We start from the raw sequence: 20,358 nt of genomic DNA, 5'->3' as shown, positions 1-20,358 counted from the left end.
GGGCTGACCGCCCCAGGCGCGGAATGAAACCGTCAAGGAGAGCACCATGAGCGAACGTCTCGAAGACATAGCCGCCGCGATCGTGGCCGATGGCAAGGGCCTTTTGGCCGCCGATGAGAGCTCTGGCACCATCAAGAAGCGCTTCGACGTCATCGGCGTCGAATCGACCGCCGACAGCCGGCGCGACTATCGCGAGATGATGTTTCGCGCCAAGGAGGCGATGACCAAGTACATTTCCGGCGTCATCCTCTATGACGAGACGATTCGTCAGAAGGCCGCCGACGGCACGCCGCTGATCGACATCATCAAGGCCTCCGGCGCGATTCCGGGCATCAAGGTCGACCTCGGCGCCAAGCCTCTCGCCGGCTTTCCGGGCGACACCATCACCGAGGGTCTCGACGGCCTGCGCGAGCGGCTGGCGGAGTATTACAAGCTCGGCGCCCGCTTCGCCAAATGGCGCGCGGTGATCGACATCGACGTCGCCAAGGAAGTGCCTTCGGCGACCTCGATCGGCTCCAACGCGCACGCGCTTGCCCGCTACGCGGCGCTCTGCCAGGAGGCCGGCATCGTGCCGATCGTCGAGCCGGAAGTGCTGATGGACGGCGCCCACTCGATCGATACCTGCTATGAGGTGAGCAAGGCGACGCTGCTGAAGCTCTATGGCGAGCTCTATGCGGCGCGCGTCGTGCTGGAAGGCACCATCCTCAAGCCCAACATGGTCATCTCCGGCAAGAAATCGGGCAAGAAGGACAATCCCGAGGAAGTCGCAGAGAAGACGATCAAACTGTTCCGCGAAACCGTGCCCGTGGCGGTGCAAGGCATTGCCTTCCTTTCCGGCGGCCAGGACGACGAGGAGGCGACGGCCAATCTCAATGCCATCAACGTGATCGGCCCGCATCCGTGGAAGCTCTCCTTCTCCTATGGCCGCGCCTTGCAGGCCGCCGCGCAGAAGGCCTGGAGCGGCAAGGCCTCGAACGTCGCCGCCGGCCAGGCGGCCTTCATCCACCGCGCCCACATGAACCATCTGGCGGCGCTGGGCAAATGGCGGCCGGCCCTCGAAAAGGCCGCCTGACACCTCGCTTTTCTCAATGCACCGAAAACCCGGACCATTTGAACTGACCCCCGAAAGTTGGACACAACCTTCGGGGGTCAGTTCACATTGGCCCGGGTTTTGTTTTTCGCGACCGCCATCCCCACTTTTGAAGCTGCCGAAAGCGCGCAGGCCATGTCGGGTCGCGCCCATGTCGAACGTCCTTGGCAGGAGAGGACAGGAGATGGTCATGCATCGCAACACCGTGGTTTCGCGGGAGGACTGGTTCGAGGCGCATAGAAAACACCTCGAGCGCGAGAAGGAGCTGACGCGGTTGCGCGATTGCATCGCCGCCGAGCGGCGGCAGCTGCCCTGGCTCAAGCTCCGCAAGGATTATGTCTTCGAAAGCGAACAGGGACCGAAGCGTCTCGCCGAGCTGTTCGCCGGCAAGAGCCAGCTGATCGTCTACCATTTCATGATGACGCCGGGCTCCGACCACCGCTGCGAAGGCTGCTCGTTCCTGGCCGACCATATCGATGCCGCCGACCAGCATCTCAAGCACCACGACGTCTCGCTGGTCGTCATCTCGCGGGCGCCGCTGGCCGAGCTCCTGCCCTACAAGCAGCGTATGGGCTGGAAATTCGACTGGGTGTCGTCCTACGCGTCCGACTTCAACTTCGACATGCAGGTCTCCTTCACCGAAAGGCAGATCGCGGCCGGCGGGACGATCTATAATTTCGAGAAACGCCCGCTGCGATCGAAGGACCTGCCCGGCACCAGCGTCTTCTATCGCGACGAATGCGGCGACATCTTCCTCACCTTTATGTCGCGCGCGCGCGGCGGCGACGCGCTGATCGGCGCCTACCACTATCTCGACATGACGCCGAGAGGGCGCAACGAGACCGGCCCCTATCATGGCCTGATGGACTGGGTGCGCCTGCACGACGAATACCAGGACAGGACCAAGGATCGGCCGGACTGCTGGGAGTGACCTGCCTCGTTCACCTCCGTCGAAACATGCGCTAAGAGCAATTCCAGGAAAAGTGTAACGGTTTTCCGTCCGGAATTGCGTAAAAACAAATGGTTAGAGCAGTTCAGCGTTTCCGTGAAACGATGAACTGGTCTAACGCTTCCCACTATTCAATGGATTTGGCATGCAGCGCCTGCTCGCCCTCGTCACCTGGCTCGCTTTTCCGATCTATGTCTGGCAGGGCCTTGGCGTGCGCCGCCGCACCAGCCGCATGCTGCCGGCGCAAGGCCCGGTCTTGCATGAGATACCCGGCACGGCCCCGGGAATCGCATTGTTGGTCCTGGGCGATTCCTCCGCCGCATCGGTTGGCATCGAACAATCGGAGTTCGGGCTCGCCGCGCAGCTAGCCGGCCTGATTGCCGAGAGCACCGGCTGCAGCGTGCGTTGGCGCGCCGCCGGCTTCAACTCGGCGACATCCGGCCAGATCCGCGATTACGTCCTGCCCAACCTGTCGGCCGATCCGTGGACGCATATCGTGCTTGCCATCGGCACCAACGACACCAAGAATTTTCATTCCGTGCCGCGCTTCAAGAAGGAGTTCGGCGGTCTGCTCTATGCGCTGCGCGCCAAGTGGCCGCAAGCGCGTGTGATCTGGTCGCCGGTGCTGGAATTCACCCGCGCGCCGGCGATGCCGCCATTGCTCGGCAAGATCCTCGAAATCCGCGCTATCGCGATGAACCGGCTGGGCGAGCGCCTCTGCAACGAGCGCGGCGCGGTTCCGGCCGCTCGCCTGCCGATCACCGATCCCCAAGCCGGTTTTGCCTCCGATGGCTTTCATGCCTCGGAAGCGGGCTATCGCGCCTGGGCCGAGCACCTGGTGGATTTTGTGCTGGGAGACGAGGTCCCCATCCCGATTTGAGGTATTCAGGCCCAATGGCCTAACACGGCCGCCAGCGAGATCGCGGCCATCGCAAGCAGCGCCAGCTTCCAGAAATCGCTGCGGCGCTTGAGCCCCGGCCAGCCGAGCGGCTTGATGATCTGGATCAGCATGATGCCGATGATGACAAGGGCGAGGAGTTTCGTCATGCCGCCTTTGACCAGTATCGCCGGCGGCTGTCAAAGCCGTTCTTGGCGCTTCCGGCAGCCGCGTCGCTCCTGACAAACAGGCGGTTTCGCGGTGCTTCGCCAACCTTTCTGGCGCCTGCTCCGTCGGCCTGCCAACCTCCTGACAGACTGCTGTCAGGAGGGGTGTGAGATACTGCTCCCATCGAAAAAGAGGAGCCTGGTCATGAACGGTTTTACGCTACTGCGCAGTGTGCAGCACTATGTCGGCAAGATCCGCACCGTGCGGAATGAGATTCGCACGCAGCGCTTCCTGAACACTTTGCCGGCGGACATCCGCAAGGACATCGGTTGGCCGGACCTTTATGACGGCCGCGTGCGCAAGAACTGAAATTTTTCGGCGCACGACTTGGATAGTGACTGTGTCGCGCCCAGATGTAATGTCGGTTGAAACGCCGGATTTCAGGAAAAACATGGCTGTTGTCTGGTGGATAGGACGCAGCCTCCTGACAGTATGTTGTCAGGAGGCATGCGGTAGTTGGAGCAGCCTCGAACCTGACAGCAACGATTTCGGTCCGCCCATCAGAGTGACCTTCGCATGGTGAAAAGCTGGAACGACAGGCTGAATACGCCAGGCATCAACGGCATCAAGCCGTCGCCACGCACTGTCGGCGACGTCGTCGAAGGCCAGTCGATGCTGGTGCCGACGGCGCGGCAAGTCGATGATTTCATCCGCTCGATCCCCGAAGGCGTTGAGATGGATGTGCGCGCGCTGCGCACCGCTTTGGCCATCGAGCACGGCGCCGAAGTGACATGTCCTTTAACCATCGGCTATCATTTGCGCACTGTCGCCGAGGCCGCCAACGAAGATCTTGAGCGCGGCATGGCGTTGAGCGATGTCGCCCCCTTCTGGCGCGTGCTCGACGCGAAGACGCCGACGACGGGCAGATTGTCCTTCGGTGCACAATTCGTCGCCGCGCAGCGCAAGCGCGAAGGCCTGAAGCCATAAACCCCCTGGGAGAAATCGATGCGCCGCGCCGACAGACTTTTCCAGATAGTGCAGCATTTGCGCGGGGGCCGATTGGTCACTGCGCAGAAGCTCGGCACGTGGCTCGAGGTTTCCGAGCGGACCATCTACCGCGACATAGCCGACCTGCAGTCGACCGGCGTGCCGATCGACGGCGAGGCGGGTGTCGGTTACATGATGAGGGAGGGTTTCGACCTTCCGCCGCTGATGTTCACGCGTGACGAGATCGTGGCGCTGGTTGCCGGCGCCCGCATGGTGCGCGCCTTCGGCGGCGCCGCCATGGCGAGGGCCGCCGACGAAGCGCTGGTCAAGATCGGCGCCGTGCTGCCCGATAGTGAAAAGGACCGCATTGCGCGCACCGAGATCCACACGCCGATGTGGGTGGTGAGCGATGCCGCGCGCGAAGCGATCGACCTGATCGAACGCGCCATCGAGAAGCGCCAGGTGCTGACCATAGATTACTCGGACGAGGCCGGCCGCGGCACCGCGCGCGACATCCGGCCCCTGGGCCTCTGGTTCTGGGGCAAGGTCTGGACCCTGGTCGCCTGGTGCGAGATGCGCGACGATTTTCGCGCTTTCCGCATCGATCGCATCGCCTCGGTGGTCATCGCCGGCCGCATCTACAAGCCGGAGCGCGGCAAGCAGCTCGCCGACTTCTATCGCGCCGTGGAGCGCAGCGAGGACTATGGCATGGCGCCCGACCGCGCGGCGCGGACCTGATCCTCCCCAGCCGCCGCCGACAAAAAAGCCCGCTCGAAGCGGGCTTTTTTGTCGGGTTTAGAGACCCTTATTCCTCTTCCTCGTCGTCTTTCTTGTCTTTCGACTTCAGCGCCGAAAGCTTGGCGAAGACGGCGTTGGCGTCGAGCTCGGCATCTTCGTCCTTCGGCTTCTCCGGCGCCGGCGTCAGCCTCTCGGTCAGCGCAGCCGGCAGCAGTGTGTCGCCGGCAACCGGCTGTGCCTGCTCGCGGCCGCGCGAGGCGCGGTTGACTTCCAGGTCGAGGTCGATCTGCGAGGTGAGACCCAGCGTCACCGGGTCCATCGGCTGCAGGTTGGCCGAGTTCCAGTGCTTGCGCTCGCGGATCTGCTCGATCGTCGACTTGGTGGTGCCGACGAGACGGGCAATCTGGGCATCCTTGAGCTCGGGATGGTTGCGCACCAGCCACAGGATCGCGTTCGGCCGGTCCTGGCGCTTCGACAGCGGCGTGTAGCGCGGACCCTTGCGCTTCGATTCCGGCACCCGCACCTTGGGGTCGGACAGCTTCAGCCGGTGGTTCGGCTCCTTCTCGCCGCGCGCGATCTCGTCGCGGGTGAGCTGGCCGGTCATGATCGGGTCCATGCCCTTGATGCCTTGCGCCGACTCGCCGTCGGCGATCGCCTTGACCTCCAGCGGATGCAGCCCGCAGAACTGCGCGATCTGCTCGAAGGAGAGCGCGGTGTTGTCGACCAGCCAGACGGCGGTCGCCTTGGGCATCAGCAGCGTATTGGCCATATCAAAAATCCTTCTCGTTCGCCCGCGTTCCCGCGCGGGCGGTGGTTTTAGAGCCACCAAAATGGGAAATTCGCGGCCTGTATAAACGCTCCGTCACGATTTCGCAATGTTTTTGGGAGGGAAGGGTCTGCGGCCCGAAAAAGACAAAACCCGCTGGACAGGATCCAGCGGGTTCGGAACCGGAGACGAGCAAGCGTCTGCGACGGCTCTGGCTTCGAGGCCGCGGCCCGGCCTTGCGGCCGGGTCGCGCTTGAAATCAAAGAGCCTGGCGGGCGATACGCTCGATGTCGGCGCGGTTGATGCCGAGGTCGTTCAGCTGACGGGCGTTGAGGCGGTTCAGCTCACGCACGGTCTCGTTGTACAGGCGCCAGTTGCGGAAAGCGCGGATCGGGTTCATGTCAGTCCTCCATTCGTGGATCAATTGTTTCGATGCCGCGTAAATAGGCACCCTTGCCTACGAATTGAACGGACGCTTTTGCATGGCGGCAATGCATTTTGTGCAATGCAGCATTAAGCATTGTTGAACCTGTTGCTGACGATGCCTGAGGTCTGTTGAGATTCAGGTCAGGCCGAGCCGAGAATGGTGGCTTCCGAGAACCGGCCTACGCCGGCCGTAGCCTTCATAGAGCGGAAACACTTATGACGTCTTCGGCCGGCGAAGGCCGGAGCGGAGCGTACTTTAAGTACGTGAGCACCGGCCTACGCCGGCCGTAGCCTTAACTGTCACATCACTCATGAGTGCTTCGGCCGGCGAAGGCCGGAAGCGCAGGAAGTCACCGTTCGCAGGCCGGCATCACCTGAATATCGACGGACCTCAGCCGACGTCGAGCACGATCTTGCCGATATGCTCGCCCTCCTCCATCCGCTCATGCGCCCGCCAGGCTTCCGTCAGCGGAAAGATCATGTCCATGACCGGGGCGACCTTGCGGGTGCCGAGCAGCGGCCAGACCTGGGCCTCGAGCGCGGCGGCGATCCCCGCCTTGAATTCGACAGTGCGGGGCCTGAGCGTCGAGCCGGTATGGACAAGGCGCTTGACCATGAGCTTTGCGAAATCGGCGCTGGCGACAGCGCCGGCCTGCACCGCGATCTGGACGATGCGCCCTTCGATCGCCGCGGCATCGTAGTTGCGCGCCACATAATCGCCGCCCACCATGTCGAGGATGACGTCGGCGCCTTTGCCGCCGGTTGCGTCCTTGACCCCGGCGACGAAGTCCTGCTCGCGATAATTGATCGCCCGGTCGGCGCCGAGCTTCAGGCAGGCGTCGCACTTCTCCTTGCTGCCGGCGGTGGTGACGACATAGGCGCCGAAGGCCGACGCCAGCTGTATGGCGGTGGTGCCGATGCCGGATGAGCCGCCATGAACGAGCAGGGTTTCGCCTTTCTTCAGCCCGCCCCGCTCGAACACATTATGCCAGACGGTGAAATAGTTCTCCGGCACGGCGGCGGCCTCGGAATAGGTGAAACCGGCCGGGATCGGCAGCACGCTGCCGGCATGGACCTTGACATATTCGGCATAGCCGCCGCCCGGCGTCAGCGCGCAAACCCGGTCGCCGATGCGCCAGCGCGATATCTCGTCGCCGAGCGCAGCGACTTCGCCGGCCGCCTCGAGGCCGGGCAGGTCCGAGGCGCCCGGCGGCGGCGGGTAGGCGCCCTTGCGCTGCTGCACGTCCGGCCGGTTGACGCCGGCGGCGTGCACGCGGATGAGGATTTCGCCGGGACCAGGCGCGGGCACGTCGCGCGTCTCCGGCTTCAGCACCCTGGGGCCGCCCGGCTGCGAGATCGCGACAGCCGTCATCTTTGCCGGAATCTTCTGCCCGCTTGCCATGGCTTCCCATCTCCTTGTGCCGGCATCCGAAAATCAGAATCGATTTTCGGAGAAGCGCGAAGCGCGACACAAAAACTACCTTGGCCGGTTATTTGCATCGGCGCCCCTGCCCTATGTATGCTGATTGCCAAACCAGGCAAATGGCCAATGAGGGAGGAGCGACGATGGCGATCTTCGACGACGAACCCAGGAAGAAGCCGCGCCCGCATGAGATCGGCCAGGATCTCTCGCTGCTGTCCGTCGACGAATTGTCCGAGCGCATTGCCCTGCTGCGCGAAGAGATTGCCAGGCTGGAAGCCGAACGGACGGCCAAAGGCTCCACCAAATCCGCTGCCGAGGCGCTGTTTCGCCGCGGATAATCCGGCCGGCGTGTCCGCCCGCCCCGGAAAAGCCTGAAAGCGACTGCCAGACCTGTACTCTGAAGCAGAGCTGCGCTCTGAAATTTCCAGCCGGATCAGCCCATGTTCGCAACCTACCGACCGATCCTCTCGCTGCTGCGCGGCACTGCGTTCCTGCTGGCGGCGTCGGGCCTGCACGGCTTGCTTTTGCCGCTGCGCGGCCAGGTTGAAGGGTTCTCGACCGCCTCGCTCGGCCTGATGGGCACGGCCTGGGCCGGCGGCTTCGTCACCGGCTGCTTCTTCGCGCCGCGGCTGGTGCGCCGGGCCGGCCATGTCAGGGCCTTCGGCGCCTTCGCCGCCTCGGGGGCGATCATCGCGCTGCTCACCGGCCTCATCATCGACGAGTATTTCTGGATCCTGCTGCGCGCCTTCACCGGCTTCACCATGGCCGGCGCCTTCATGGTCATCGAAAGCTGGCTGAACGAGAAGGCCACCAACGAGAACCGCGGCACCGTCTTCGGCCTCTATATGATGGTCACCTACGCTTCCATCATGGGCGGCCAGATGATCGTCGCCGGCGGCGACGTAAGATCGGCCTCGCTGTTCATGATCACCGGCATCCTGTTCTGCCTGTCGCTCATTCCGACCGCCGTCTCGACGCAGTCGCATCCCAAGCCGCTGCAGGACGTCAAGCTCGACGTCAAAGGCCTTTATGCCAATTCTCCGGTGTCGGCGGTGGCCTGCCTGCTGATCGGCATCGCCAATGGCGCCTGGGGCACGCTCGGCGCCGTCTATGGCGCCCGTATCGGCATCTCCACCGCCGAGATCGCGCTGATGATGAGCCTTGTGGTCGTCGCCGGCGCGGCCATGCAGCTTCCCGCGGGGCGGCTTTCCGACACCACCGACCGCCGCTTTGTGCTCGCCGGCGCCGCCTTCGGCGCGGCGCTGGTCGCGGTGCTGATCTTCCTGATCGAGCCGCATGCGGGCGTCTTCGTCATCGTGCTGACCGCCGCCTACGGCGCCTTCGCCTACACGCTCTATTCGATCGCCGTCGCGCATGCCAACGATCACGCGCGGGCGGAGGATTTCGTAAAAGTGTCGGGCGGCCTGCTTCTGCTTTACGGCTTCGGCACCATGATCGGGCCGCTGCTGGCCGCCGCCCTGATGGGCTGGCTGCGGCCGGAAGGGCTCTTCCTCGCAACCGCGCTCGCGCATCTTAGCCTGGCCGGCTACACGCTGCTGCGCATCCGCGCCCGTGCGCCGGTTCCGATCGAAAACCGCGATGCCTTCAAGACGCAGCCGGCCGACCGCGCCGTCACGCCCGAAGCCCTGCGGCTCGATCCGCGCACAAAGGTTGAAGCCGATAGTTGAGATTTGGAAAACTTTGCCTCACAAATAAGGCATGATGTTTTCCGACGCCTTCGTGGCGATAGCCGATCCCAACCGGCGCTATCTGTTGGAGGAGCTCCGGCGTGGCCCCAAGACGGTGAACGAATTGGCCGCCGGGTTGCCCGTTTCACGCCCGGCCGTTTCGCAGCACCTGAAAGTCCTGCTCGACGCCGGCCTGGTCAACGCCAAGGCGGAGGGCACCAGACGGGTCTATGCCGTCAGCGCCGCCGGTTTCCTCAGGCTCAACATCTGGCTCGACCAGTTCTGGGAAACAGCGCCGGGGGAATAGTCTTTGGCCGTGAATGCATGTCGCTCAGAAGTGTGCAGCGGTTCTGACACAATGACATGCATCAAAGTCGATTCCGCCATGCTAAGGTTTCCGAGCGTTCCGTAAAAACGTCACGTCCGGTTTTTCGTTGCGCCGTGCCGAGAGAGATGGGCAGTGCTTTGAAACTATGGCGCCTTTCGGCGAAGCTGACGGGGGACGACCCGACTGACACTGGTGTCGAACAGGCGCGGCCCTCTCGATGAAACCGGTGGCGACCCATAGCTTGAGAGCGCTTCAGGCGGGGGGTGCTGACTGCCACGTCGGCACCATCCGAGAACCGCGAACGCGCATTCGCGCAAGATCGGAATCGTGCGTCTTTGAGGATCGAATTTCCCGATGGAGAATTGCGGACTGGCTGCGAGGAGCTAATGCAAATAGTATCGCTGGTCCAAGCGATCTACACGCCGCAAGAGCAGGCGGCCATGTCCGGTGGCAATGCCCCTGCGTACTGCCGCATCGACGAAAACCATCCGGCATAGATGTCTGGAAAGATGCGCGCCTTTCAATTCCTTCCGATCGATGGTCTGGCTCCCTATGTCGACAGGATTTGGGGATGGGAAACTGTCGGCGGCGAGCGGGTCGACTTGCCTGTGCTGCTTCCCGGAACCGGGGCGGAACTGTATTTCCACTACCGTACGCCGTTCAGGCGATCGGTGAGTGATGGCGCGCCGGAAACCTGTTCCGTCGCCCACTTGTTCTACATTCGCCGCCGGCCGTTGGCATTGTTGCCATCAGACGACGTTGGTTTCGTCGCGGTGCGCTTCCGGGCCGGCATGATACATCGATTTGTCGACATGCCGGGCAGGGACATGATGGATCGTGCGCCTTCCGCGGAGGACCTGTGGGGTGCGGCGGGCCAAGAGTTGGCCTGGCGTGTAGCCGGCGCGGAGGCGCTGTCCACCCGGCTCCGGCTGATCCAGCGCTTCCTTGCAGAACGCCTGTCCCGAGCGGCGCCGGACATCGTCTTCGAACGCGCAATGGGCATGCTGTATGGCGATCCTGCCAACCTTGCGATCGACCGATTGACGGACTGCATCGGACTCGGGCGCCGTCAGTTGGAACGCCGTTCGCTAGCATTGCCGGGCAGACACCAGTCGAGATTCGTAGTCTGGGACGCTTCCAGAAGACGGTTCGCGCCCTGATGCTGAATGATAGCGCAAGGACCACAGACGCGGCGCTGGCATACGGCTATTACGATCAGGCTCACTTTATCCGCCACTTCCGCGAGCTGGTTGCGGAGTCTCCGCAGCGCTACCTCAGAGAGGCTCGCGCCAGGACGCATTTTTACAATACTTCCCGCTGGGCTGGAGCGATGGTGATGGCTCCTTCACACCTCTAGGAGATTGTCATCATGCATCTTTTGCTGGCGGAATTGAGTGCCCGTCCGGCCTGTGCCGGCGAAGTCGAAGGGATTCTGCGCAAGCTAGTGGATATCGCAAGCGGCGAAGATGGGAATGTGCGCTATGCCGTGCATCGGCGGAAGGAGGATCCCAATGCCTTTGTCGTCTACGAGCTCTATCGAGACGCGGGGGCGTGTGACGCGCACCTCGCATCTCAGCCGGTGAAGGAGGCGTTGGAGCGTTTCGAGACGCTGCTGAGTGCGCCGCCGCGGCTCGTTTTCTGTGATTTGGTCGCCGCGGCGGAGTAGGACTGCTTAGCTGGACCGGCTTTCCCCATGCAGCGACGATACGCGAAGCATTTGACAGGTAGAGGGCGGCTCGCCGTTTCCGTGAAATGGTGAAACGCTCTACTGCTTCATGTCGCCAGTTCCAGTGCCGCCCCGAGCGCGTCGAGCAGTTCGCCGGTGCCGTGCTCGCGGGTGGCCGGTGAGTCGATGCCGTCGAAGAAAGCCCCCTGCTCCGTCAGGATCAGCCGCGTTCCCCTGCCTTCCGCGATGAGCTCTATCGTCGCAAGCGACACCGACACTCGGGTTTCGCCGAACAACAGCTCATAGCTGTAGACGATGCGCTGGTTCGGCACGATGTCCTGATAGACCGCATTGTAGAAATGCATCTGCCCATCGCTCGGGCAACCGGCATTCATCTCCTTGCCGCCAATACGAAAGTCCATTTCATGCCGGCTCGGCATCGGGTTGTCGGGATCGAAAAACCAGCACTTCTTGGCGGCCGGATCGCTCAGCGCGAAATAGACCCTTTCGGGCGCCACCGGATAGACGCGCTCGATGACGAAGGTGGAATGGACGACGGATCGTTCGGTCATGGCGGCGTTCCTCAGTTTTGGTCTTTGGTTGTTTCGGCGAGAAAAACACCGAGCCGATCCAGCCGGCGCTCCCAGGCGAGCCGTCGCTCGTTGATCCAGCGCTCGGCGGCGCTCAGCGCCTGCGGTTCGATCCGGCAGGTGCGCACCCGGCCAAGCTTCTCGGTGCTCACCAGGCCGCTCGCCTCGAGGACGTTGAGATGCTGGACGACGGCCGACAGCGACATCGCCAGCGGTTCGGCCAGCTGGCTGACCGAGGCCGGCCCGCGCGACAGCCGTTCCACCATCTGGCGCCGCGCCGGATCGGCGAGCGCCTGGAACATGAGGTCGAGCTGGGCCGGATCGTGCAGCATCGCCGGCTAGCCGTTGTTGTACGGAAAGAACTTGAAGTAAGGTCCCGCTTCCTCGATCACGCGGGCGAAGGACGGGCGCGCGAGCAGCCGGTCGTGATAGCGCCTAACGGCGGGGAACTCGTCGCCGAACGGCTCGACCTTGTTGGCGTAGAATAGCGCCGGCGAGGCCGAGCAGTCGGCCATGGTGAAGATCTCGCCGACCGCCCAGGTCCTCCCTCTCATCTCCTGTTCGACGATGGCGTAGGAATTGCGCAGCTGCGCGCGCGCCTGCTCGACCCCGAACGGATCGGTCTTGTCCTTTGGACGCAGCCGGTCGCCGACGATCTTCTGCATCGGCTCCTGCATGTAGAAGTCGTAGAAGCGGTCGGCTTGGCGGACCTTGATGGCGAGGTCGATGTCGGCGGGGACGAGCTCGACCGGCCCGGGGTAATAGGCGGCGAGATATTCGATGACGATGGTCGATTCCAGCACCGTGCGGTCCCTGGCGTCGTCGCGCAGGGCCGGCATCTTGCCCGTCGGCGAAACCTTCAGGAATGCCGAACGCGACTGCGCGTCACCGAGATCGACGATCACCGGAGAGAAAGGCGTGTCGTTCTCGTAGAACGCGATGAGCGGCTTCCAGCAGAAGGAAGCGAGCGGATGGAAATGCAGCGTCAGGGACATCTTTTCTCCTGTCGTCGGATACAATACTGAAGTGACCACTTAACTATTTTTGTAGACCGCCGGAGTCAAGGCCGGCCTCTTCGACTAGCGATGCGTCGCGATGGCTTCGATGATTTGCGGCCAGTCGTTGCGGTGCAGTTCGTGGCCGCCGCCTTCGATCCGCACCAGCCGGGCGCCGGGAACGGCTTTAGCGAGCGCCTCGCCATGCTCGATCGGAAAGAGCGGATCGGCGGTGCCATGGATGACGAGCAGCGGCATCGTCAGGTCCTTTATCCGCCGCTCCGGCCCGCCGCCTTTGAGCAGGAAATGGTTGGAGGCGCTGGCGAGGCCGGCGGAACGGTCGTAATCCTTCTCGATCGCCGCGCGAGTCCGTTCGCTGTCGAACGGGTGCAGGGTGCTGGCAATGGCGCGAGCGTCCTTGACCATGAAGTCGAGCACCTGTCCCCGATTCGACCAGTCGACATTGGCGCCTTCCGCGGAATGCTCCTTGTAGGCCTGACTTACCCCCGGCAACCCGGAGGTATCGACGCCGAGCGGCGAGCTGGAGATCACGGTGAGCGCGCCGACGCGCATCGGATATTTCAGCGCCACGATCTGCGCGATCATGCCGCCCATCGACATACCGACGACATGCGCCTTGCGGATGTCGTGATCGTCGAGCACGCGGATGGCATCGTCGACCATGTCCTCGAACGCATAGGGCGGCTCGCCCGGTGTGTATTTGGTCGAGAGACCCGTATCGCGATTGTCGTAGCGGATGACGAAACGGCCGCGCTCGGCGAGCTGCCGGCAGAAGGCTTTCGGCCACCAGAGCATTGAGGCCATGGCGCCCATGATCAAAAGGATCGCCGGATCGGCCGGATTGCCGAAACTCTCCGAGACGATTTCAGGACGTGGCAAAGCGGACATCATGCTCTTCCTTCTCTCAATCCGATTGCATTTTGCAATCAGTTGCACGATAATGAAACCGATATAATAATGCAACCGGTTTTGGGAGACTGTCATGAACACCGAGCACCGCTCCGGCTGCCCGATCAATCTATCGCTCGAGGTTTTCGGCGATCGCTGGAGCCTGATCATCCTGCGCGACATGATCTTCGGCGGCCGGCGCCATTTCCGCGAACTGCTCAATGGATCGCTGGAAGGCATAGCCTCCAACATCCTGGCCGACCGACTAAGGCGGCTGATGGAACTCGGCCTGCTGACCAAGGCCGACGATCCCAGCCACAAGCAGAAAGCGATCTACAGCCTGACCGAGATGGCGATCACGCTGGTGCCGATCATGGCGCATCTCGGCGCCTGGGGCGGGTATGGCTTCCGGTCAGCGAGGAACTGTCGATCCGCGCCGAGCTTCTCGAAAACGGCGGCCCGCCGCTGTGGGAGCAGTTCATGGACGAGCTTCGCCACGAACATCTCGGCGCGCCGGTGAGGACGCCGCCGGGCACACCGACCGTGCGCCAGCAACTGCGCGCTGCCTACGAGGCGGTGGCCGCGCGAAAGGCTGAGGCTACTGCGGATTGACCGCTTTCGTCTCGGTGGCCTTGGAGATTGGCCGAAACGTCCCTCGCGTCGTCATCCTCTGGCGGAGCACGGAGCGAAGCGACGCGGCGCAGACCATAGGATCCATTCCGTGACTTCCAAGCGTTGCAAAGGTGCAGAATTCTGCTCCGCTGCGCTCTTCGGCCAAGGTCACGGCATGGATTCCAGGGTCTCCGCGACGGAGCTTCGCTCCTGCTTCGCCCTGGAATGACGACATTGGAAGACCTAGTTCAAATTGATGTCGCGGCTCGCCGATCGCATCGACACCGAGAAGCCGGCCAGCACGTCGAACAGCGCAATGATCATCAGCGTGAAAAACACCGAGTGCGCCGCGCCCTTCACCAGCAGGAACTCGACCAGGAAGGCGACGAAGACCAGCGTCGACAAAAGATGATCCAGGATCGATGCATTGGTGGTGCGCACCGATTTTGAGATCTCGATGAACAGGAAGACCAGGCCGATCAGCACCATCAGGTCGCCGAGCGTCATCGAGAACACGCCGCCCGACATCATGCGGAAGGAAAACATCTCGGTCATCCATGGATCGTCGCCGCCGCCGAACAATCCCAGCAGTCCGAGATTGTAGAGGACGAAGGGCACGATCAGCAGCGGGATGGCACCGAACATCTGGGCAACTCCAATGAGGCACCCTTTTGTAAAATCCGCGGCAGGCGCGCCGTCAAGAATTTTCGAGCCCTGCGACGAACACGGTCTGAGACCTAATGAAATAACGATGTCAGCCGGTTGTCTTTGCTTTTCCGCAACCTCCGCGATCCACTCCGCAATCCATCAACCATGCGCCAAAAACAAAAAGACCGGCCAGGGGCCGGTCTTTTGAAGATCACAAACCGTGGAAGCTGCTCAGCTTTCCTTCGGCTCCAGAACCTGGCGGCCGCGATACATGCCGGTCTTCAGGTCGATGTGGTGCGGGCGGCGCATTTCGCCGGAATTCTTGTCCTCGACATAGGTCGGGGCCTTGAGGGCGTCGGCCGAGCGGCGCATGCCGCGCTTCGACGGAGAGGTTTTTCGTTTTGGAACGGCCATGGATATGCTCCACTACATGGTCAAAATGCCCCGGCAACCCTCGCGAAAGGGCCGCATCGAGGCCATAATCTGAGAAAGTCGGGTGCCTATACACGCCTTGCGCCGTTTTGGCCAGCGCCGCTCGCGAAATTTTTTGCGCCGGCGCCGCTTCGCCCTAACTCTTCCGCAGGACAGAGTCCGCTGGCTGCACGGTGGTTATCGGATCGGCGTGCCGATGGATGAGCTTCCAGCCGCCTTCTTCGTGACGAAAGATGCTCGTAGCCCGAAGATACACCGGGGAGACATCCTTGCGGCCGCTCACCTTGGATTCGAGCCGCTCTACTTCGACGATGTAGGCGAGACCGGGGGTTACATATTTCGAGATGGTATCGAAGCCGATAGCATCGCCATCCCGGTAATTCGATGCTGCACGCTTCATCGTCTCAACAACTTGCGTCAATCCGCACGCGAAAGGCCCGAAGGGGTTGCCAAGGGTGACATCGTCTTGTTCGGAGAACAGTTGCTTGGCGGGCTCGTAGTCTCCCTGCATGAACGCGCCGAGCGCCCGGTGGTATTGCTCGACGACCTGCTCGAGATCGTTGGCGGTATTCATCGATCCGCTCCTTCTGATCGCGGATAAGGCTGACGCGAGGTTCGTTATGCCACCCCGTCAGTGCTGCACGAATCCCCTTGAGCGAATGAATGTCAACCGACCTTAGTCAAGACAACCGACATAGGCTCCGGACCTGCCCGCGCGCCGCTCGATCAGATTGGCGAGCCGCCTCAACCCCGGGCCGGGCCGGGCCGGATTGCGCGCGATCGGGTTGGGCAGGCTGACGGCGAGAAGTGCGGCCTGCCGGCGCGACAATTGCTTGGCCGAGACGCCGAAGTGATGCTGCGCGGCGGCCTCGATGCCGTAGATGCCCGGCCCCCACTCGGCGATGTTGAGATAGATCTCCATGATCCGCCGCTTCGACATCACCGCGTCGAAATAGATGGCCAGAGGCAGCTCGACCACCTTGCGCACGCTGCCCAGCGGCCGCGACCACAGGAACAGGTTCTTCACCGTCTGCATGGTGATGGTGGAGGCGCCGCGCGTCGCCTCGCCGGCCAGCGCATCGTCGACGACGCCGCGCAATTCGCCGAGATCGACGCCACGGTGGAAGCAGAACTGCCCATCCTCCGACATGATCACCGAATGCGCCAGCACCGGCGCCACGTCGTCGATCGACACCCAGCGCCGGTCGTAGCCGGAGAAGGTCGCGAGATCCTTCAGCATCAGCGTCGAGATAGGATGCACGAAGGACGGCAGATAGAGGAAGGTGAGCACGACCGGTATCGCCGCCAGCACGATCGCCGCGACCAGGCAACGCCGGCCAAGGCGCTTGAGACCGGCGCGATTCAGGCGCCGCGATCGCGCCATGTCCAGCCCTTCGCTTTCATGTTCGACGATCGGTTCCGTCAAGCCGCCCCACCCGTGCCACGCGCTCAACGGCATAAAGGTGCCGGGCTTCTTGCGCAATGTCTGAGTGTCGGCTACCGGTCCCGGCCATGATGAAAGACGACCAGACGGCCTTCGAAACCGCGCTTTTCGCGCACGCCGCCGCAATCGAGGTTCTGCTGCGGCAGATCCTGGATGCGCCGCTGCTTTCCGGCGAGATAGCCCGGCCGGAGCGCCTGATGGCGGCCATGCGCCATGGCGTTCTCAACGGCGGCAAGCGGCTCCGCCCTTTTCTGGTCATGGAAAGTGCTGCGCTTTTTTCCGCCGATGGCGAGCCGGCGCTGCGCATCGCTGCGGCGCTCGAATGCGTGCATTGCTATTCGCTGATCCATGACGATCTGCCGGCGATGGACGATGACGATCTGCGTCGCGGCCAGCCGACGGTGCACAAGGCCTTCGACGAGGCGACCGCGATCCTTGCCGGCGACGCGCTGTTGACCTTGGCCTTCGACATCGTCGCCGACGAGGCGACCGTGCTGCCGGCCGAGCGCCGGGCAGCGCTCGTGCTGGCGCTGGCGCGCGCCGCCGGAGCGGGCGGCATGGTCGGCGGCCAGACGCTCGATCTCGAGGCCGAGCGCAAGCGGCCGGATGAGGCCGGCATCATCAGGCTGCAGGCGATGAAGACCGGCGCGCTGATCCGCTTCGCCTGCGAGGCGGGCGCCATCGTCGCCGGCGCGCCGGCTGCGGATCGTGAAAGACTGGCGGAATTCGGCTCGGCCATCGGCCTTGCCTTCCAGCTTGCCGACGACCTGCTCGATCTGACGGCCGACGAAAAGCGGATGGGCAAGGCGACGAAGAAAGACGCAGCCGCCGGCAAGGCGACGCTTGCCGCACTCAACGGCCCGGACTGGACGCGCGAGCAGCTCCACGGCCTGATCGATCAGGCGCATGCGCTGCTGGAGCCCTATGGCGAGCAGGCGGATATGCTGAAAGCAGCCGCGACGTTCGTGGCGACGCGCAACAACTGAGCTGCGGCGCAGGCGGGGCGGCGATGCCGGCCAGCATCGATCCTCACAGCCTCGCCTCGGCAAAGAATGCGCGATGCTCGCTCCAGGAGGAACGTAGCCGCGGAGCAAGCTGCCGGTTCCGCGGATAGGGCGCCGACTGCATCGATTGTTCGACCTGCCCGAATACTGCTGTCGACAGCCAGGTGATTATTCGGCGTCCGAAGCAATCTATGTTCGCTCCGGGACAGCGAACGAAGATCGATCCGGCCGATGACGCCTCGCCGGCTTCTTCGTCCAGCGCCGTGAAAATCCAACCCGGAAGGAACCTGCAAATGCCCTTTGCCAACTTCAAGATGCCCGAGGCCGCCCTCACAAAGGCGCAGAAGGAAGACCTCGTCCACAAGACCACGCAGATGTTCGTCGAGTATTTCGGCGAAGGCGTGCGTCCCCATACCATGGTGCTGATCGAAGAAGTTCCCGATGGAGGCTATGGCCGCGCCGACGAGGTCTTCATTCTTCCCGACGCCTACCGGGCCAAGGATAGTGCCTGACTTGAACCGGGCGAGTCGCTTGCCGAGCGGCTCGCCCAACTTTCCGTGTCGGAGCCGATACTCGCTTTCCCTCGGATCAGTCCCGGTTCGGCAAGCTCCGGAGGAATTCGATCATCGCGGCGTTGACCTTGTCCGGGCGCTCCTGCTGGGTCCAATGCCCGCAGCCGGGCAGCATCAGTGTATCGCGGATTTGCGGGATGAAGTTCCTGAGATTGGCCAACAGTTGATCCATGCCGGGGAAGGCGATCACCAGGTCGCGGTCGCCTGCTATGTAGAGCGCGGGAACCTTGATCCGCGCGCCCGCAAAGGGCGCCATCAGCTCCCAGTTCCGATCGATGTTGCGGTACCAGTTGAGACCCCCGGCAAAACCGGTGCGCTGAAACTCGCCCGTGTAGAAATCGAGGTCGCTTTCGCTGAGCCAGTGCGGCAGGTTCGGAGGCGCCTCGACGGCTTGCAGGAGACCTCTGCCGTGCGGGACCATGCTGATTCCAGCGCCCGCTGTCGTGCTGCCGGCCGAAGCATCTCCCGATGCAGCGTAAAGCATGGTGCGCACCGTGGCCCGGGGGTCCCGTTCCAGCTCTGCCTCGGCAACGCCGGGTTGTTGGAAATAAAGCTGGTAGAATTGGGAATCCGCCGTTCGCGGCATGAGGCTGGTCGGGCGCGCATTGCCGCGCGGCCGGAACGGCACGCTGAGGCCGATGACGGCGTGGAAGCGGTCCGGTCGCAGCAGCGCCGCATACCAGGCGACGACCGCGCCCCAATCGTGGCCCACGATGACGGAGGTGGGGGCTTCAAGGGCGTCGAGAAGGCCAACCATGTCGCCGACCAGATGAAAAAGCGTGTATTGGTCGATCGCTTCCGGCCGATCGCTCTTGCCGTAGCCTCGCATGTCGGGGGCGACGGCGCGAAAGCCCGCCGCAGCAAGCGCGCCCAACTGATGGCGCCAGGAATACCAGGATTCGGGAAAGCCGTGGCACAAAAGCACCACCGGCCCTTCTCCCTGCTCCGCGACATTGAGGCGGATGCCGTTGGTCTCGACCGTTCGCTGTGTAGGTTCGCTCACGACCGCTTCCCGTGCTCGTGTTTCCACCTCCGATCAATGGCAGGCGGCCAGACGCCGCAACGGGTGGCTGGGCCGACGGAGTGCCAGGTTTCGGAAGCGCGCATCTTTTATTGACTGTCTCAGGGGCGGTCGCGGCAGTCAATGTCCGACATGGTCACCCGGCCGTCAGCGCCGCGAGGATCAAGGTCAATGGGCTTCTTTCTTCCAACCGATCCCCAACGGTGCATATTCCAATCGAAAAATCGGGCAGGCGCCCATGCATTCGAATAGTTCTGGTGATGCGCGTCCATTCGTGCAGGATCGCCGACTGAGGAAGCGGGGAATCAAATGCTTAAACTGCAAGGCTGGCTAGCCGACTATTGGGTCGTTGGCGCAGGGTTCATGGCGGCATCGCTTATCGCGGTTGCGCCAGTGATGCCGCTTTCGTGGCCGGTGTTCCTGATCTTCTTGCACAGCCCGCTTTACATGGTCCATCAGGTGGAAGAACGCACCGGCGACCGATTCCGCAAGTTCGCGAACGAGAATGTTTTCGGCGGCCGTGACGCTCTTACCGTCGCCTCGGTTCTCGTCATCAATCTGCCGTTTGTCTGGGACATCAACCTGCTGGCCCTTTACGCGGCATTCATATGGGGACCCGCTTGGGGCCTGGTCGCCCCGTATGTCATGATGGTGAACGCGCTCGCTCACCTCGTCACATCGGCGCGGCTCCGCAAATACAATCCCGGCCTCGTCACCAGCGTCACTTTGTTCTTGCCGCTGAGCGTTGCCACCATCTGGATGATTGGCCGAACGGGAGGTCTTGTCCCGCAATTGATCGGAGCAGCTCTCGCGATCCTGCTTCACCTGGCGATCATTGCGGTGGTGGCTGCTCGATACCGCTCTCTCATAGTCAACCCATAGCATCTCCGGCGAACCACCATTGCGATGTCGAGAAAGCCGATAAAACGCCAGTTGGGGCCGAACGCTCAGTTGTTGCCGATCAGAACGAGCACGGCACCAAAGCTGTCAATGACATCTGGCCACCCATCGCCAACGAAATCTTA

At 62.9% G+C, this 20,358-nt stretch carries 27 protein-coding genes and 1 pseudogene; 15 read left to right on the top strand and 13 right to left on the bottom strand.

The annotated features are described in order from the left end of the window. The first annotated feature begins 46 nt into the window (after positions 1 to 46). From EJ071_RS08845 to EJ071_RS08835, 3 genes are all read left to right on the top strand, one after another. Positions 47 to 1,072, top strand: a complete 1,026-nt coding sequence (locus tag EJ071_RS08845) for a class I fructose-bisphosphate aldolase (protein ID WP_126097533.1) — start codon at positions 47 to 49, stop codon at positions 1,070 to 1,072. A 208-nt stretch (positions 1,073 to 1,280) separates the two neighbouring features. Continuing rightward, on the top strand, positions 1,281 to 2,021 hold the full coding sequence (locus tag EJ071_RS08840) for a thioredoxin family protein (protein WP_126097532.1): 741 nt from the start codon (positions 1,281 to 1,283) through the stop codon (positions 2,019 to 2,021). Positions 2,022 to 2,184: 163 nt separating this feature from the next. Continuing rightward, positions 2,185 to 2,919, top strand: coding sequence for an SGNH/GDSL hydrolase family protein (locus EJ071_RS08835; RefSeq protein WP_126097531.1), 735 nt, complete (start codon positions 2,185 to 2,187; stop codon positions 2,917 to 2,919). Between the two features lie 5 nt (positions 2,920 to 2,924). On the opposite strand, the gene EJ071_RS08830 is transcribed toward EJ071_RS08835, so the two are convergent. Continuing rightward, positions 2,925 to 3,086 (bottom strand): hypothetical protein, encoded by a 162-nt coding sequence (locus EJ071_RS08830; RefSeq protein ID WP_082953665.1) that lies wholly within the window; start codon positions 3,084 to 3,086, stop codon positions 2,925 to 2,927. A 202-nt stretch (positions 3,087 to 3,288) separates the two neighbouring features. On the opposite strand from EJ071_RS08830, the gene EJ071_RS08825 reads away from it, so the two are divergent. The 3 genes from EJ071_RS08825 (at position 3,289) to EJ071_RS08815 (ending at position 4,809) form a co-directional block, all read left to right on the top strand. Further along, positions 3,289 to 3,453: a hypothetical protein gene (locus EJ071_RS08825; protein WP_126097530.1), complete on the top strand. Its 165-nt coding sequence runs from the start codon at positions 3,289 to 3,291 to the stop codon at positions 3,451 to 3,453. A gap of 207 nt (positions 3,454 to 3,660) precedes the next feature. Further along, complete coding sequence (locus EJ071_RS08820) at positions 3,661 to 4,071, top strand: hypothetical protein (protein ID WP_189521430.1); 411 nt, start codon at positions 3,661 to 3,663, stop codon at positions 4,069 to 4,071. Positions 4,072 to 4,089: 18 nt separating this feature from the next. Beyond that, positions 4,090 to 4,809, top strand: coding sequence for a YafY family protein (locus EJ071_RS08815; protein WP_126097529.1), 720 nt, complete (start codon positions 4,090 to 4,092; stop codon positions 4,807 to 4,809). A gap of 67 nt (positions 4,810 to 4,876) precedes the next feature. Here EJ071_RS08815 and EJ071_RS08810 read toward each other — a convergent pair whose 3' ends face one another. The 3 genes from EJ071_RS08810 to EJ071_RS08800 all read right to left on the bottom strand — a co-directional run bounded on the left by EJ071_RS08810 (position 4,877) and on the right by EJ071_RS08800 (position 7,403). Continuing rightward, positions 4,877 to 5,578 carry a DUF1013 domain-containing protein gene (locus tag EJ071_RS08810; protein WP_126097528.1) on the bottom strand — a complete coding sequence of 234 codons (702 nt, stop codon included), beginning with the start codon at positions 5,576 to 5,578 and terminating at the stop codon, positions 4,877 to 4,879. 256 nt (positions 5,579 to 5,834) lie between these two features. Then, positions 5,835 to 5,975 carry a DUF1127 domain-containing protein gene (locus EJ071_RS08805; protein WP_126097527.1) on the bottom strand — a complete coding sequence of 47 codons (141 nt, stop codon included), beginning with the start codon at positions 5,973 to 5,975 and terminating at the stop codon, positions 5,835 to 5,837. A 417-nt stretch (positions 5,976 to 6,392) separates the two neighbouring features. Further along, positions 6,393 to 7,403: an NAD(P)H-quinone oxidoreductase gene (locus EJ071_RS08800; protein WP_126097526.1), complete on the bottom strand. Its 1,011-nt coding sequence runs from the start codon at positions 7,401 to 7,403 to the stop codon at positions 6,393 to 6,395. A gap of 164 nt (positions 7,404 to 7,567) precedes the next feature. Between EJ071_RS08800 and EJ071_RS08795 the strand changes: the two genes are divergently transcribed. The 5 genes from EJ071_RS08795 (at position 7,568) to EJ071_RS08775 (ending at position 11,106) form a co-directional block, all read left to right on the top strand. Then, positions 7,568 to 7,762: a DUF1192 domain-containing protein gene (locus EJ071_RS08795; protein WP_126097525.1), complete on the top strand. Its 195-nt coding sequence runs from the start codon at positions 7,568 to 7,570 to the stop codon at positions 7,760 to 7,762. A gap of 102 nt (positions 7,763 to 7,864) precedes the next feature. Then, positions 7,865 to 9,112, top strand: coding sequence for an MFS transporter (locus EJ071_RS08790; protein WP_126097524.1), 1,248 nt, complete (start codon positions 7,865 to 7,867; stop codon positions 9,110 to 9,112). Positions 9,113 to 9,143: 31 nt separating this feature from the next. Next, complete coding sequence (locus EJ071_RS08785) at positions 9,144 to 9,419, top strand: metalloregulator ArsR/SmtB family transcription factor (protein ID WP_126097523.1); 276 nt, start codon at positions 9,144 to 9,146, stop codon at positions 9,417 to 9,419. A 530-nt stretch (positions 9,420 to 9,949) separates the two neighbouring features. Continuing rightward, positions 9,950 to 10,600 carry a DUF6597 domain-containing transcriptional factor gene (locus EJ071_RS39320; protein WP_245460176.1) on the top strand — a complete coding sequence of 217 codons (651 nt, stop codon included), beginning with the start codon at positions 9,950 to 9,952 and terminating at the stop codon, positions 10,598 to 10,600. A gap of 209 nt (positions 10,601 to 10,809) precedes the next feature. Then, on the top strand, positions 10,810 to 11,106 hold the full coding sequence (locus tag EJ071_RS08775; protein ID WP_126097522.1) for a putative quinol monooxygenase: 297 nt from the start codon (positions 10,810 to 10,812) through the stop codon (positions 11,104 to 11,106). Between the two features lie 107 nt (positions 11,107 to 11,213). Here EJ071_RS08775 and EJ071_RS08770 read toward each other — a convergent pair whose 3' ends face one another. The 4 genes from EJ071_RS08770 to EJ071_RS08755 form a co-directional block, all read right to left on the bottom strand. After that, the gene (locus EJ071_RS08770; RefSeq protein WP_126097521.1) at positions 11,214 to 11,678 is read right to left on the bottom strand and encodes an SRPBCC family protein; all 465 of its coding nucleotides are present in this window, start codon (positions 11,676 to 11,678) and stop codon (positions 11,214 to 11,216) included. Between the two features lie 11 nt (positions 11,679 to 11,689). Next, positions 11,690 to 12,028, bottom strand: a complete 339-nt coding sequence (locus EJ071_RS08765; RefSeq protein WP_126097520.1) for a metalloregulator ArsR/SmtB family transcription factor — start codon at positions 12,026 to 12,028, stop codon at positions 11,690 to 11,692. Positions 12,029 to 12,034: 6 nt separating this feature from the next. Further along, positions 12,035 to 12,691: a glutathione S-transferase family protein gene (locus EJ071_RS08760; protein WP_126097519.1), complete on the bottom strand. Its 657-nt coding sequence runs from the start codon at positions 12,689 to 12,691 to the stop codon at positions 12,035 to 12,037. Between the two features lie 84 nt (positions 12,692 to 12,775). After that, the gene (locus EJ071_RS08755) at positions 12,776 to 13,600 is read right to left on the bottom strand and encodes an alpha/beta hydrolase (protein WP_126102511.1); all 825 of its coding nucleotides are present in this window, start codon (positions 13,598 to 13,600) and stop codon (positions 12,776 to 12,778) included. 94 nt (positions 13,601 to 13,694) lie between these two features. On the opposite strand from EJ071_RS08755, the pseudogene EJ071_RS08750 reads away from it, so the two are divergent. Next, positions 13,695 to 14,212 (top strand): annotated as a pseudogene (locus EJ071_RS08750) (helix-turn-helix domain-containing protein). A 243-nt stretch (positions 14,213 to 14,455) separates the two neighbouring features. On the opposite strand, the gene EJ071_RS08745 reads toward EJ071_RS08750, so the two are convergent. From EJ071_RS08745 to EJ071_RS08730, 4 genes are all read right to left on the bottom strand, one after another. Continuing rightward, a complete protein-coding gene (locus EJ071_RS08745; protein ID WP_126097518.1) occupies positions 14,456 to 14,857 on the bottom strand; it encodes a hypothetical protein in 402 nt (133 codons plus the stop codon). Between the two features lie 234 nt (positions 14,858 to 15,091). Further along, positions 15,092 to 15,274 carry a 50S ribosomal protein L32 gene (gene rpmF, locus EJ071_RS08740; protein WP_006203806.1) on the bottom strand — a complete coding sequence of 61 codons (183 nt, stop codon included), beginning with the start codon at positions 15,272 to 15,274 and terminating at the stop codon, positions 15,092 to 15,094. A 154-nt stretch (positions 15,275 to 15,428) separates the two neighbouring features. Further along, the gene (locus EJ071_RS08735) at positions 15,429 to 15,866 is read right to left on the bottom strand and encodes a DUF4440 domain-containing protein (RefSeq protein WP_126097517.1); all 438 of its coding nucleotides are present in this window, start codon (positions 15,864 to 15,866) and stop codon (positions 15,429 to 15,431) included. Positions 15,867 to 15,968: 102 nt separating this feature from the next. Continuing rightward, the gene (locus tag EJ071_RS08730) at positions 15,969 to 16,676 is read right to left on the bottom strand and encodes a transglycosylase domain-containing protein (RefSeq protein WP_189521531.1); all 708 of its coding nucleotides are present in this window, start codon (positions 16,674 to 16,676) and stop codon (positions 15,969 to 15,971) included. A gap of 128 nt (positions 16,677 to 16,804) precedes the next feature. Here EJ071_RS08730 and EJ071_RS08725 point away from each other — a divergent pair, with 128 nt between their 5' ends. Further along, positions 16,805 to 17,722 (top strand): polyprenyl synthetase family protein, encoded by a 918-nt coding sequence (locus EJ071_RS08725; RefSeq protein WP_126097515.1) that lies wholly within the window; start codon positions 16,805 to 16,807, stop codon positions 17,720 to 17,722. 311 nt (positions 17,723 to 18,033) lie between these two features. Then, on the top strand, positions 18,034 to 18,252 hold the full coding sequence (locus tag EJ071_RS08720; RefSeq protein ID WP_126097514.1) for a 4-oxalocrotonate tautomerase family protein: 219 nt from the start codon (positions 18,034 to 18,036) through the stop codon (positions 18,250 to 18,252). Between the two features lie 76 nt (positions 18,253 to 18,328). On the opposite strand, the gene EJ071_RS08715 is transcribed toward EJ071_RS08720, so the two are convergent. Next, entirely contained in the window at positions 18,329 to 19,315 is a 987-nt protein-coding gene (locus EJ071_RS08715) for an alpha/beta hydrolase (RefSeq protein ID WP_126097513.1), read from the bottom strand. Positions 19,316 to 19,642: 327 nt separating this feature from the next. Between EJ071_RS08715 and EJ071_RS08710 the strand changes: the two genes are divergently transcribed. Then, a complete protein-coding gene (locus EJ071_RS08710) occupies positions 19,643 to 20,215 on the top strand; it encodes an HXXEE domain-containing protein (RefSeq protein ID WP_126097512.1) in 573 nt (190 codons plus the stop codon). Positions 20,216 to 20,358 lie beyond the last annotated feature (143 nt).

Source organism: Mesorhizobium sp. M1B.F.Ca.ET.045.04.1.1, from assembly GCF_003952465.1.
In the GTDB taxonomy this organism is placed as follows: domain Bacteria; phylum Pseudomonadota; class Alphaproteobacteria; order Rhizobiales; family Rhizobiaceae; genus Mesorhizobium; species Mesorhizobium shonense.
This window is presented reverse-complemented; position numbering and strand designations above follow the sequence as displayed.

Coding starts and splice junctions, on each gene's coding strand:
- EJ071_RS08845 (WP_126097533.1), top strand. CDS start 47: ATGAGCGAACGTCTCGAAGACATAGCCGCCGCGATCGTGGCCGATGGC.
- EJ071_RS08840 (WP_126097532.1), top strand. CDS start 1,281: ATGCATCGCAACACCGTGGTTTCGCGGGAGGACTGGTTCGAGGCGCAT.
- EJ071_RS08835 (WP_126097531.1), top strand. CDS start 2,185: ATGCAGCGCCTGCTCGCCCTCGTCACCTGGCTCGCTTTTCCGATCTAT.
- EJ071_RS08830 (WP_082953665.1), bottom strand. CDS start 3,086: ATGACGAAACTCCTCGCCCTTGTCATCATCGGCATCATGCTGATCCAG.
- EJ071_RS08825 (WP_126097530.1), top strand. CDS start 3,289: ATGAACGGTTTTACGCTACTGCGCAGTGTGCAGCACTATGTCGGCAAG.
- EJ071_RS08820 (WP_189521430.1), top strand. CDS start 3,661: ATGGTGAAAAGCTGGAACGACAGGCTGAATACGCCAGGCATCAACGGC.
- EJ071_RS08815 (WP_126097529.1), top strand. CDS start 4,090: ATGCGCCGCGCCGACAGACTTTTCCAGATAGTGCAGCATTTGCGCGGG.
- EJ071_RS08810 (WP_126097528.1), bottom strand. CDS start 5,578: ATGGCCAATACGCTGCTGATGCCCAAGGCGACCGCCGTCTGGCTGGTC.
- EJ071_RS08805 (WP_126097527.1), bottom strand. CDS start 5,975: ATGAACCCGATCCGCGCTTTCCGCAACTGGCGCCTGTACAACGAGACC.
- EJ071_RS08800 (WP_126097526.1), bottom strand. CDS start 7,403: ATGGCAAGCGGGCAGAAGATTCCGGCAAAGATGACGGCTGTCGCGATC.
- EJ071_RS08795 (WP_126097525.1), top strand. CDS start 7,568: ATGGCGATCTTCGACGACGAACCCAGGAAGAAGCCGCGCCCGCATGAG.
- EJ071_RS08790 (WP_126097524.1), top strand. CDS start 7,865: ATGTTCGCAACCTACCGACCGATCCTCTCGCTGCTGCGCGGCACTGCG.
- EJ071_RS08785 (WP_126097523.1), top strand. CDS start 9,144: ATGATGTTTTCCGACGCCTTCGTGGCGATAGCCGATCCCAACCGGCGC.
- EJ071_RS39320 (WP_245460176.1), top strand. CDS start 9,950: ATGCGCGCCTTTCAATTCCTTCCGATCGATGGTCTGGCTCCCTATGTC.
- EJ071_RS08775 (WP_126097522.1), top strand. CDS start 10,810: ATGCATCTTTTGCTGGCGGAATTGAGTGCCCGTCCGGCCTGTGCCGGC.
- EJ071_RS08770 (WP_126097521.1), bottom strand. CDS start 11,678: ATGACCGAACGATCCGTCGTCCATTCCACCTTCGTCATCGAGCGCGTC.
- EJ071_RS08765 (WP_126097520.1), bottom strand. CDS start 12,028: ATGCTGCACGATCCGGCCCAGCTCGACCTCATGTTCCAGGCGCTCGCC.
- EJ071_RS08760 (WP_126097519.1), bottom strand. CDS start 12,691: ATGTCCCTGACGCTGCATTTCCATCCGCTCGCTTCCTTCTGCTGGAAG.
- EJ071_RS08755 (WP_126102511.1), bottom strand. CDS start 13,600: ATGTCCGCTTTGCCACGTCCTGAAATCGTCTCGGAGAGTTTCGGCAAT.
- EJ071_RS08745 (WP_126097518.1), bottom strand. CDS start 14,857: ATGTTCGGTGCCATCCCGCTGCTGATCGTGCCCTTCGTCCTCTACAAT.
- rpmF (WP_006203806.1), bottom strand. CDS start 15,274: ATGGCCGTTCCAAAACGAAAAACCTCTCCGTCGAAGCGCGGCATGCGC.
- EJ071_RS08735 (WP_126097517.1), bottom strand. CDS start 15,866: ATGAATACCGCCAACGATCTCGAGCAGGTCGTCGAGCAATACCACCGG.
- EJ071_RS08730 (WP_189521531.1), bottom strand. CDS start 16,676: ATGGCGCGATCGCGGCGCCTGAATCGCGCCGGTCTCAAGCGCCTTGGC.
- EJ071_RS08725 (WP_126097515.1), top strand. CDS start 16,805: ATGATGAAAGACGACCAGACGGCCTTCGAAACCGCGCTTTTCGCGCAC.
- EJ071_RS08720 (WP_126097514.1), top strand. CDS start 18,034: ATGCCCTTTGCCAACTTCAAGATGCCCGAGGCCGCCCTCACAAAGGCG.
- EJ071_RS08710 (WP_126097512.1), top strand. CDS start 19,643: ATGCTTAAACTGCAAGGCTGGCTAGCCGACTATTGGGTCGTTGGCGCA.